Here is an 11,396-nt window from a genome sequence, read left to right as displayed (position 1 = left end):
AAGGTCGGAACAAGGCGCTTGTGTGAGACGTCAGGCGGTTGCGCCGGTCACGGCTTTCCACTGCGCCATTGCGCGGATCCGATGGATGTGGATGGCGAGGGCTGAGTTTTTCTGGTGCGGGGGGACGAAGAGATTTCGGAGTGCCGAAAAGATCGATATGAACCGTTGCAAGCCGCCGACGGATCGAAATCCCTGCATCATCCGCTCCCGTTTTCGAAGCGGCACGTGAGAATTCTCGGCTCGATTGTTCAGGCCCTTGTGCGATCGATGTTCGACGGCGGGCATCACCTCCCGTCTTGCAGCACCATATGAGCGCAATTTGTCGGTGACGATCCGCTTCGGCGTCAGGCCTTGCTTCTTCAGCAGCCTGACCAGCAATCGCCTGGCGGCTTGGGTATCGCGGCGGCCTTGAACGATCTCGTCGAGAACGTAACCGTCTTGGTCAACGGCACGCCAGAGCCAATGTTTGCGGCCGCCGATGGAAATCACCACCTCGTCCAGATGCCAGATATCCTTTCGCGAAGGCCTCTTTCTGCACAACTGCCTGGCATAAGCCGTTCCGAATTTGCGACCCCATCTCCGGATCGTCTCATGGGAGACGACGATACCGCGCTCCAGCAGCATCTCCTCGACCATCCTCAGGCTCAAAGGGAACCGAAAATACAGCCAGACCGCACGGGCGATGATCTGCGGTGGAAAGCGGTGGTTCTTGTAGCTTACGGCCGGACTGTTCATCCCAACCCATTACCAGACAACCGTTAAGCCGCTGACAACGTGACATCACCCGTCAGATCAAGGCCTATGAAGTTACACCTCATTTATTCATGCCATGGATGCCGGCTATCCAAACAATCAACTTTACCGATGTCCCGTAGTACCATTAGAAGACGCTGAATTTTGATCCCAATCAAGCATCAGGTGGCAAGACTTGCGATCGGTGCAGGAGGAAGCACATGCGCTGCGGTGGAAACTATGCTGGGAAAATCAGCTGGAGCTTTCGGATCACATCGAGCTCGCTGAGCTCTTTCGAAGGACATATGGTCCGACTGGAGGCTTTAGTGCAACACAATTTGAAGAGAGTCGAAGTTGCCGGAGCAAGGGCTGAGTTTCGTCTAATCGCTTACGACGAACGGGATAGCGGCTCATGTGGGCCTGTTGCGCCGTTTCATTAAAGTCGGCGAGGTTGAGTTAATGGTGGCCGAACTGGGACTGTTTGGGGGGCCGTCCAGACCTTAATGGTCTCCGGTTGAGCTTCGCTGCACGACAGGGTGTATCCAGTGTTGCAGCAGCTTGGCACCATTCGGCACGCGCTGCACAAGTACATTAAAAGGCTCTGCATATACGGTGTGGCGACAATTGTGGCGGGGGTTCGAGTGTGGTCCACCATTTCAGACGTGTATCTCGACCTGCCTCCACGCGCATCGAAAACGTACTTGTCGTGATTTTTCAACTTGGACGCGCGATGAGCGAGTGGGCCGACGGCACACTGATCGATCGGAATGGTCCGGAGCTGTGAAACATCCTGCCTACATACGCGAAGCGCCGAGTCGTCACGCACCAGATCGTCTTCATCTCTGCGAATGTAAGCGCGGCAGGGACGGCGAGTGGGTTTGGGATTGGCGAAAGCTGTGGCGTACAGATCGTGTTCATCTGCCCTACGAGGAAGTTTTTGCCAGCCAGTTTCAAGAGTGAAGGAGAGCCATTGAAACACGTTCTTGTCATCGATGACGATGCCGCTATACGGCACCTCATTGTCGAATACCTAACGATACATGCCTTTAAGGTAACCGCGGTAAGCGATACTAGGCAGCTCAATCGCGTACTCTCGTGTGCGCCGGTCGATCTCGTGGTTGTTGATCTTAATCTGGGTCGCGAAGATGGTCTGGAAATCGTCCGCAATTTGGCGACAAAATCGGATATTCCAACTATTGCCATCAGCGGCGATCGTCTTGAGGAGGCCGAAAAAGTCGTTGCACTGGAGCTCGGGGCAGCTGATTTCGTTTCCAAGCCTTTTGGAATGCGCGAATTCTTGGCCCGCATTCGAGTAGCATTGCGCCAGCGGCCCATCAATCCAGGGGCAAAAGATCGACGTTCGTTTTATTTTGCTGGTTGGAGACTCAATCTTAATCAACGCCGATTGATCTTTGAACAAAGCGGCGAGGTCAAGCTGACCGCAGGTGAGTTCAATCTACTAGTCGCCTTTCTGGAAAAACCACGGGACGTTTTATCCAGAGAGCGGCTTTTGCTTGCGAGCCGAGTGCGTGGAGAAGAGGTGCATGACCGAAGTGTTGATGTCCTCATATTGCGTTTGCGCCGAAAGCTTGAGGCGGATCCGGCCCACCCTCGTCTGATTAAAACATCCAGGGGTGCAGGCTATTTCTTCGACGCTGATGTGGATACCAACGACGGGGGCGCATTGGCCGCCTGATCGGTGTCCATGGGAGGGTCGGCGGCTCGGCGCCTGTTGCCCACGAGGTGCCGCCGTGTAATGCGGTTCCCGAGATGGCCGTGTCGGCAGCGGCCGTTAAGATTGGCAATTTGCGCCGAGTCCCTCCTCGGTGATTATCAAGCGTGCGGGCTCCGGAAGGCCTCCTGTCTGGCTTTCAAAGATGCGCTTTAGTGCGCGATCGGAGTAATATCGAACCTTTCGCAGTTGCAATGGTGGCTGGCCCTTAATGAGGACAATTTGGCATTTGTCGTCGAGCAGACGGACCTGCTCGGGCCGCAGTAGAGGTGATCCTTGATCTGAAATCTGAATATTGCGATCGAACATTCGCCCTTGGGTATGGGAAGTGGAGCGCGCTTGAAACGTATATTCACCGATCGCTTTCGAAATATAATTTGGTGTCTCGTCATCGGCGGTGGCCATGAAGACTTGCACGCCAGTATTGCTGAGAAAGTTTTGTTTGCCGGCCTCGTCGTATGTTCCCGACAATGCCGAGAGGCTTTGGATAATGAACATAAAGCGGCCCTTGTAGCCCGCGATGGTCGTGATTGCCGTTTCAACCGCCTCCAGCTTGCCCAAGTGCTTGAACTCATCCAGCAGGAATAGCACCTCGTGCTTCTCATCCTTGCCAGGCAGCGAGCGTTGTAGAATTGAAACGACCTGCTGAAAGAGTAGGCGCATCAGAGGCGCGACGACCTCAAGATCGTTTGGGCTAACGCAAAGATAAATGCAAGTTCTTCGGCGACGCAAATCATAGATTGAGAAATCTGAGCGGCTTGTCGCGGCTTTAACCAGGGGGTCCGCCCATAAGTTGAGCCCGCCATCGCCCAGCACAGAAGTGTAGGAGGTTAGAATTTTTGTATCGTTGCCCGCCATGTCGTCGAAGATCCGCTGAGCCTCTTTGTTCTGGGTCTCCTCCGCGAGGCGCGCAAAGAGCCTATATTTCTCGCCTGGCTGAGCAAAGAGGTCGTAAACGGCCCCGATTGTTGGCGTGCCGCGCTCGATGCAGGCAAGAATGCCGGCGACAAAAAGATCTCGAGCGCCGTTGATGAAACCTTCCGCGCCCTGTCCCTTGGTCGTAATGAGGTTCGCCGCCAAGCGGCGTGCCTCGGTGAACTGCCGCTCTGGAGGCAATGCTATGATATCCAACAGAGGATTATAGCAACTCGTCCGCCGTTCTGGATCTAGCGGTGCGAATTTCAACACACTGTCGCCATCGGCTTTGCGTGCCCTAGAGGTGAGTTCAAAAAGCTCACCCTTAACGTCGAGAGCTATCACTGAGCCCTTGAAAGTAAGTAGCGTGGGAATGACAATGCCCACGCCTTTTCCCGCGCGGGTCGGCGCAACGATAAGGCTGTGAGGCTGCTCGCCATTGGTCAGGTAATAGTCGGACCAAAAAGGGCCACTTGTCTTTCCAAATATTGGACCACTGATGCGGCTGTACCGCTGCAGATAACCTGTACGGCGCATTTCACCCACGCCAGCCCAGCGCGCCGTGCCGTGATGCTCGCGGCTGCCTTCGGAAAGCATCTGCTGAACCAGCAGGACGATTCCCGATGTTGAGACGACGACAGCTAAGCCATAATAGAAGGCAAGCGTTGTATAGCCCAAATAGAAAGGCGTCTCGTACCAAAAAGCGAGGATGTCAAACGCCATCAACGCTTCACCGCTAATTCCGTGACGGAATGTTGCGTACAGACTTGCCGCACAAAAACCTGCAGCCAGTGAGCACAGAATGCTCAAAGCGATGCTTGAGGGCGTAGTTTTGTTTGAAAACGTAGTTTTGCTTGAAATGGTCGTTCCACCGTATGATTCGAGCGGCTGCAAGATGCTGCGACACCCCGGCCGGAGGTCGCGACTTTATGGCGCCGCGTGAAGAGCGGAAGACGCGGACCTGCCCGATATGCAGATATCCGCCAACCATCGATAAGGATCTAAGCACTGAAGATATTGGAATCAAGGTGAAAGAAAGAAATTCTGTTGCAATGTCAATCGATTAGAAATCGTTTTGTAACGTGCCCCTATTGCTTGCTACGTCTCCGAACATAACAGGAAAACAAATTCATCCCGCCCTTCACGAATTGGGATCGGCAAAGGAAAACGTCGCCTGTCGGCCCCAAACGGCGTCATTGAACGTCAGGGCTCCGCTTAAGAGTCAGTCAAATTGATAAAGCTCGGCTGATCTATCAGTAGCGGCCCTACGGAAGGCTGCCGTCGGCGAAGCGTAAGTGAAATCCGCCTCTCACAAGGGGGCGCATTGACGTGCCCTGGCCATAGGATTGCGAAACGCCGATTGTCTTGCACGCTCGCTTTGCTTGTTCTTCGACACATATAACATACCTAAAGTGGCGATGAGGGGGTATGTCCGCGGCGGCAACCTTCAGTAGGACTACAAATGTAACGCTAATTCGATTTAGCAGATCAAGCTTCGATGGTAGCCTCATAGGGCAATGGAAATTACTTCGGAGTCCTATCATAGATCACGATAGCAAACGGATACGCACACCTGAAGTTCATCCCCGCGACGGCGGGAGGGCGGCCGAGGTACGACGTTACCTTTCTGATCTCCCAGATGGGCTGCTGACTAATATTGCAGAACGGTTAGTAACTGATAAACCGCGCGAAACAGCACGCAATTTTGGGGAAAACGTGTGGCTGCAACTAGCTTGGTTGCGACGGACTTTGGCAAGTTTGGTGATAGCGAAGAGAAAAATCCCTTGTCAGTCGCGTCATTGAAATGCTGGAGGCTCCTGATGTCTACGGGGCCTACGTGTTCGCACAAAATACCATCACGCGAGGGTAAGCCACTTAGATGCAAATCGGAATGCGCGAGCTTACTGGTGGCCCAGGTCTGCAAGAGATGTCACAGAGCTTGCAGCAGTGTCTATGAGCAGTCCCATCGAGATCCACAAAAGACGAACAACCTTCCTCGCCTATGCGTCCCGGACGTCGCGTTGCGATGCGTATCGATTGCAGTGGGGAATAGGCGTAGTCACGCTACTGAACGGGGAGGGGCGTGGTGTTTCAGGTTCAGCACCGACCGTGCATCCATCAGCGCGAAACCGAGCTAATGTTCAGATCGCGATGCTCAGGAAGGCGGGCGAACGCGGATGATTCGTCGCTGACTTCTTGGGAGAAGAAACTCAGCACCAAGATAGTTTTTGTGTTGGTCGTCACGACTGTGTTGTTGACAGTGCTTGCAAGCTGGTGCGGGCAAGACAATCAGACTAATCAGGTAATACTAAGTGAATTGCAAAGAATTAAGACCAATGGTGCATTGCTGCAGCGCGATGTGCTTCGCGTTCACGCCGGCATGCTACGGGATTACAGCCCTGTTGCGGAAAAGTTACAGGCAGTGCAGAAGAGCCTGATTGACCTTCAGGAGTTGTTTGAAAAGGCGACTCACGAGAACGCCAGTGATCTCTCTCAACTGCTAACTCGGGTAAAGCTGTCGGTCGAAAGGACAGATGCGATCGTCGCCGGCTTGGGCGCACAGAACGCGCGCTTGCAAAACGCTCTCTCAAGTTTCGAACACTTTGTGAGCTTGCTTCCGGGATCACCGAGGCTCGAACTCGGCCATTTGATTCTGCAGTTTTTGCTTCGTCCGAGTTCGAACCTTGCGTCAGAGATCGATAGAAATCTTGACCGGCTTCAATCGACGGGGGGTGAGAATGAGGCCATTGAACATGTTGTACGCAATGGTCGAGTCATCCTGTCTTTGCTGCCGCAGGTGAACGAAGCCGTAAATAGCATTGCGTCATCCGACACTATTGCCGAAGCCGCGAAACTGGAGCGCGAATATGTAAAACACCACAGCTTGATCAATCTGGGCGAGAAGTGGGCACGAATGTTTATGACCTTCGAACCAATATGCCTCTGCTTTTGTATAGTCGTGCTCCTCTCAAGATTGCATCTGTACACGAATCGGTTGGTAAGGCGCTTGCAATTTGAAGCGACGATGAAGGAAATTGAGGCTTGCTTCAGAGATAGTGGAGCAACAAAGATGTCGTTAACTTCCTCAACCCAAGCCGCACTTCGAGTTGTTCAGCGCTTTTTCAATGCTGATCAGTGCGCGCTGGCACTGGTCGAAGTGAGTGCCAGGAGGGCGGCTGAGTGCTTCGCCGCAAACAATCCTGGGTCTACATGGAACGATGGGCTGCTGCTTGAAATTGTTTCGCTTGTCCAGGCGGGGGAACAACTGCCCCCGTTTGCCATCGTTCCCGCGCAAAACGTTCGCGGGGTTGCGGAGGGGACTTCTGGTCTTTCTCAGGTGCTTGTCTTCAAGGCCTCCGATCAGCTAATCACCGTTTGTTGCCTTGCCTATGAGCAAGACCGTTCAGGGCTCTCTTCCAGTGAGGTCCAACTTCTTGAGTGCGCTACTGGTCGTGTCTGCGATTACATCGATCTTCGACGTAGGCAGATGGAACATAACCTTCTGGAGAGGCGGTTGGAGCATGCGGAACGGCTGAAGGCCGTCGGCACACTTGCAGGCGGCATGGCGCATGAATTCAACAACCTTTTAGGGGCAATCCTCGGCTATGCCGAGATGGCCCACAGTCTTCTGCACCCCCTCTCGAGAACAAGAGGTTACATCGGCCAAATCATTGCTGCAGGCGATCGAGCAAGGCTGATCATTGATCAGATCTTGGCACTGAGCCGAAACCAGAAACGTAAGACCAAGGCCTTCAACGTCTCCGAGGTGACAATGGATTTAGCTCCGTTGCTGCGCGTTACGCTTCGTGCGGATGTAGAGCTGGATTTAAAAATTGACGAGAGGCAAACGGTAATCGATGGAAACCCATTGGAAATACAGCAGATCCTGATGAATCTCTGCAAGAATGCCTCGGAGGCTGTCACGAATGGAGGCCGCGTTGAGGTCAGCGTCTCTCGCACTTATGTCTCCCAATCGAAGACACTTGCTCCTGGCGCTTTGCCTCCCGGGGACTATGTCCTCCTTTCTGTCGGCGATAACGGCAACGGTATTGCTGAAGCAGTACTACCGTATATTTTTGAGCCCTTTTTCACCACGCGCTCGTGCATGGGCGGGACGGGGCTCGGTCTCGCTGCAGTTCACGGGTATGTGAAAGCGCATGCAGGATGTATTGATGTTAGCTCAACCGTTGGGCGCGGTACGCGCTTCGACATTTATCTACCGCCTTCCTCAAAGGAGCCGGTGAGTGCGGACAGCTTTTTTGGGCCTTGTGAAATACCACTTGGTAACGGAGAGGTCGTCGCAGTAGTAGAGCCCGACCGAGGGACGCTGGAGATGTATGAGGACAAGATTGCCGCATTAGGCTATGAGCCAGTCGGCTTCAACACATTCGACAATCTTTGCGATTGGATGTTTAGGGGGAAAGCAGTCGATCTTATTGTGGCGGACCATTTGTCTTTTCCCGGGCGATGGCGCGCCGAAGCCATACATGCAGCCCTTAAAACAGTGCCTGTCATCATCATTGGTGGAGCTAACCTTAACATGCCACCTGCGGCTGATGACCGAGCCTCCGCGATTGCCCTGGCTAAGCCAGTCTCGTCGAGGACCATGGCATGTGCAATTCGTATGATGATCAGGACGTGAGGCTGCAGTCGTGCACAAGGAAGACCTACTGAGATTGGACTTGCTTCGGAGAAGTGGAGAGGCATTTTCAGATCATGCGGCCAGTGTCTCGAACTGTGCGGGGCTTAGGTAGTCAAGCGCCGAGTGCCGCCGGGTGGGATTGTAGAAGCCATCGATGTAGCGGGCAGTGGCAATTTCGGCCTGATTTCGCGTCTGATAGTCCTCCAGATAAGCTCTGATTTCAACCTCTTGAAGAACGTTTCGACCATGGCGTTATCATAGCAGTTTCCCTTTCCTGACATCGAGATTAGGATGCCATTGCTGCGCAGCGGGGCCTGATAGTCAACTGAACAATATTGACTGCCGCGGTCGGAGTGATGGATCAGGCCAGGCTTTGGTCGACGCATGATAATGGCTTTTCGAAGAGCATTGACTGCCAGTTGGCGATGGAGCCGATCACCGGTATCCCAGCCGACGACGCGGCGGGAGAACAGGTCGATGACAACGGCCAGATAGAGCCAGCCCTCGCGGGTCCATACGTAGGAAATATCAACACCCCATTTTCTGGTTTGGCCCGGTCGCTGCAAAATCCTGATCGATGATATTGGGGGCTACCGGAAAGGCATGTTGGCTATCCGTAGTGCGCTTGAACCTCCGCCTCTGCCGGGCGTGCAGGCCATTCTCGCGCATGAGCCGGGCGGTTCGTCGTCGGCCGATGGCAAAGCCGCTGTCCTGCAATTTTCGCGTCATGCGTGGGCTGCCGTAGGTCTCGTGAGAAAGCGCATAGGCAAAGCGCACATGCGCCAGCATCACCATGTCTTCGCGCTGCCGACGACGTGCGGGCCGGTCTTTCCAGGCAAAATAGCCGCTCTGGCTGACGCCCAGTACCTTGCAGAGACGGTATGCGGGGAATTCCGTTTTCGCCTGGTCGATGAAACGGAACTTCATCGACTTCCCTCCTTGGCGAAAAAAGTCGCGGCACGCTTCAGTATCGTAAGCGACAAGCTGGGGCCGTTCAGGCCGTGTAGTTCCACGGCATGAGGGCGTCGATTTCGCTGCTGGGCCATCCATTTGCGAGGCGCTCAAGTGCCTGGGTAAGCCAGGCTTGCGGATCGACGGCATTCATCTTTGCCGTTTGCAGGAGCGTTGCGATGGTCGCCCAGGTCTTGCCGCCACCGTCGCTTCCGGCGAATAGGCTATTCTTCCTTGTGATCGCCTGAGGTCTGATCGCCCGCTCGACGATGTTGGAGTCGATCTCGACGCGACCGTCGGTTAGGAAGCGTTCGAAGATGTCGCGACGCGAGATGGCATAGCGGAGGGCTTCCGCGAGTTTGGATTTGCCGGAGACCCGTGGCAGGGTCGCCTGCCAGAAGGTGAAGAGGTCTTTGACGATCGCGGCAGAGACTTCCTGACGTGCTGCAGCACGAGCCTCAGGGTTTTGACCCCGGATGGTTTCCTCAATCTCCCAGAGCTTCGCCATACGTTCGACCGTCTCTGTGGCAACCTTTGAGGTTTTTGCGACATGCAACTCATAGAACTTTCTCCGACTGTGCGACCAGCAGCCAGCCAGGGTGACCCCGTCATTGCCACCATCCTTGCGGACAAGCTTATTGTAAGCACCGTATCCGTCGACTTGCAAAATCCCCCGATAGCCGCTCAGGTGCCGTGCAACGCACTCGGTCGCGCGACTGTCCTCGAAGCGATAGGCCACCATCGGCGGGCCACTGCCTCCGAAGGGGCGGTCATCCCTTGCATATGCCCAGAGCCACGCCGTCTTTGCTGATCCGGAACCAGGCGCAAGTGTCGGCAAGGTCGTTTCATCGGCAAAAATTCGTTCGGCCTTCTTGATCTCGTTCAGGATGTAGTCCGCGAGGATGTTGAGCTCGAACCCCAGCTTGCCCATCCATTGGGCCATCAGCTTGCGGTCAAGTTCGACCTTGTCACGGGCGTAGATGGCTTCCTGGCGATAAAGTGGCAGGCCGTCGGCATATTTGGAGACGGCGATCTGGGCCAGAAGCGCTTCTGTTGGAATGCCGCCTTCGATGATGTGTGCCGGAGCCGCAGCCTGGATGACGCCGTCTTCGTTCTTAAAGGCATATTTCGGCCGGCGGGTGACGATGACCCGGAACTTCGCTGCGACGACGTCCAGCCGTTCGGAGACGTCTTCTCCGATTAGGATCTTCTGCTTACCCGCGTGTTCCGGCAACTCTTCCGGCTCGATCACGACCTCGACGCGCTCAAGATGCGGCGCGAAGCCCTTGCGTGGCCGCGGAGCACGTTTGGCATCCGCATTCCCGCGGCCTTTTGTGATCTGAGCCCTGATTGCCGCAATGCCAGTCTCGATTTCTTCGAAGACAAAGGCATGCTGCTCGTCGTCGACCGTGGATGCTGCAAGCTTTTCCGAACGCCGTCCAAAGCGAGCTCGATCGAATGCTTTCAAGATTTGCGTCAGCCGCTCGATGCGCTCATCGGCGTCAGCGTTCCGGGCCTGGAGGTCATCGACCTGCTTCTCCAAAGCCTCGACGCGGGCTGCCTTTGCGGCCATGGCAAGAACCATGGCTTTCAGTGCCTCTACATCATCCGGAAGCTCAAGATCGGGTGGCGTCATGGGTCTGATCAGAGCATATTTTGCTGCAATCCGCCCGTGGTTTCAGCCACCTGATTTACTTCGCCGCAGCGGTTTACCCAACAATTTCGGGAGGTTTGACTGGCGTGAAGCGAACCCGCTTCCAGTCCATTCCATCGACCAAAGCCAGAAGCTGCGCATGGTTGAGTTGGACCCGGCTGTGGCCGATACGTGGCCAACAGAACTGCGCTTTCTCCAACCGCTTGGCATAGAGGCAAACCCCGGAACCATCCCACCACACGATCTTGATCCGGTCCGCGCGCTTTGCCCGGAAGACATAGAGCGCCCCGTTGAACGGGTCACTGCCGGCATCGCGCACCAGCGACAGCAAACTGTCCGGCCCCTTGCGGAAGTCGATGGGATGGCTCGCAAGAAAGACCTTCACGCCCGACGGGATCATGCCGATCGCACCGCCCGGATCACTCGCCGCAGGTGTGCTTCATCGATATCAGCGCCAGCTCGGACAACGATATCGCCGATGACAAGCTCGATCACTGCTCTCGCGCCAACTGGCCCAGCTTCTATCTGAACAGCCGGATCCTGCGAAAGCGATCGTTGTCCGGCACGAGCATCGCGGCGCCAGCCAAATAGTTGGGACGGATGTATGCCGATGCGATGCGCAATCGCTGACACGCTTGCACCGGGCTCCATCGCCTCAGCCACAGCCCGCTCCTTGAATTCATCGGACCAGCGCCGCCGAAATTGCCGCGGCGCGCCCTCAAGCCGTTCCGGAACGGCCTCGATCATATGGAAGTTTCTAGTTCCAGAGC

6 protein-coding genes and 3 pseudogenes are annotated in these 11,396 nt (G+C 55.1%); 3 read left to right on the top strand and 6 right to left on the bottom strand.

Annotation, left to right across the window (positions count from 1 at the left end):
- Positions 1–30: 30 nt before the first annotated feature.
- Positions 31–781, bottom strand: a pseudogene (locus tag ACZ9BX_RS21990) (IS6 family transposase).
- A 156-nt stretch (positions 782–937) separates the two neighbouring features.
- Here ACZ9BX_RS21990 and ACZ9BX_RS21985 point away from each other — a divergent pair.
- A pseudogene (locus tag ACZ9BX_RS21985) lies at positions 938–1,516 on the top strand (NodA family N-acyltransferase).
- A gap of 186 nt (positions 1,517–1,702) precedes the next feature.
- Positions 1,703–2,428 carry a two-component system response regulator VirG gene (gene virG / locus ACZ9BX_RS21980; RefSeq protein ID WP_027513861.1) on the top strand — a complete coding sequence of 242 codons (726 nt, stop codon included), beginning with the start codon at positions 1,703–1,705 and terminating at the stop codon, positions 2,426–2,428.
- A 96-nt stretch (positions 2,429–2,524) separates the two neighbouring features.
- Here virG and virD4 read toward each other — a convergent pair whose 3' ends face one another.
- Positions 2,525–4,240 (bottom strand): type IV secretion system ATPase VirD4, encoded by a 1,716-nt coding sequence (gene virD4, locus ACZ9BX_RS21975; protein ID WP_037144402.1) that lies wholly within the window; start codon positions 4,238–4,240, stop codon positions 2,525–2,527.
- Between the two features lie 1,225 nt (positions 4,241–5,465).
- Between virD4 and ACZ9BX_RS21970 the strand changes: the two genes are divergently transcribed.
- Complete coding sequence (locus tag ACZ9BX_RS21970) at positions 5,466–8,021, top strand: two-component system VirA-like sensor kinase (RefSeq protein ID WP_051336862.1); 2,556 nt, start codon at positions 5,466–5,468, stop codon at positions 8,019–8,021.
- A 72-nt stretch (positions 8,022–8,093) separates the two neighbouring features.
- Here the strand turns inward: ACZ9BX_RS21970 and ACZ9BX_RS21965 are convergent.
- From ACZ9BX_RS21965 to ACZ9BX_RS21950, 4 genes and pseudogenes are all read right to left on the bottom strand, one after another.
- Positions 8,094–8,972 (bottom strand): annotated as a pseudogene (locus ACZ9BX_RS21965) (IS3 family transposase); the annotation flags it as partial.
- A 43-nt stretch (positions 8,973–9,015) separates the two neighbouring features.
- Positions 9,016–10,608 (bottom strand): IS66 family transposase, encoded by a 1,593-nt coding sequence (gene tnpC / locus ACZ9BX_RS21960; protein WP_027513938.1) that lies wholly within the window; start codon positions 10,606–10,608, stop codon positions 9,016–9,018.
- A gap of 73 nt (positions 10,609–10,681) precedes the next feature.
- Positions 10,682–11,026 carry an IS66 family insertion sequence element accessory protein TnpB gene (gene tnpB, locus ACZ9BX_RS21955; RefSeq protein ID WP_018329060.1) on the bottom strand — a complete coding sequence of 115 codons (345 nt, stop codon included), beginning with the start codon at positions 11,024–11,026 and terminating at the stop codon, positions 10,682–10,684.
- The gene (locus tag ACZ9BX_RS21950) at positions 11,023–11,373 is read right to left on the bottom strand and encodes a transposase (protein ID WP_280173993.1); all 351 of its coding nucleotides are present in this window, start codon (positions 11,371–11,373) and stop codon (positions 11,023–11,025) included. Before ACZ9BX_RS21950 ends, tnpB begins: the two co-directional genes overlap by 4 nt.
- Positions 11,374–11,396: the final 23 nt, after the last annotated feature.

The sequence above is a fragment of the Rhizobium sp. USDA 3886 genome (assembly GCF_056279785.1).
This window is presented reverse-complemented; position numbering and strand designations above follow the sequence as displayed.

Coding starts and splice junctions, on each gene's coding strand:
- tnpC (WP_027513938.1), bottom strand. CDS start 10,608: ATGACGCCACCCGATCTTGAGCTTCCGGATGATGTAGAGGCACTGAAA.
- tnpB (WP_018329060.1), bottom strand. CDS start 11,026: ATGATCCCGTCGGGCGTGAAGGTCTTTCTTGCGAGCCATCCCATCGAC.
- ACZ9BX_RS21950 (WP_280173993.1), bottom strand. CDS start 11,373: ATGATCGAGGCCGTTCCGGAACGGCTTGAGGGCGCGCCGCGGCAATTT.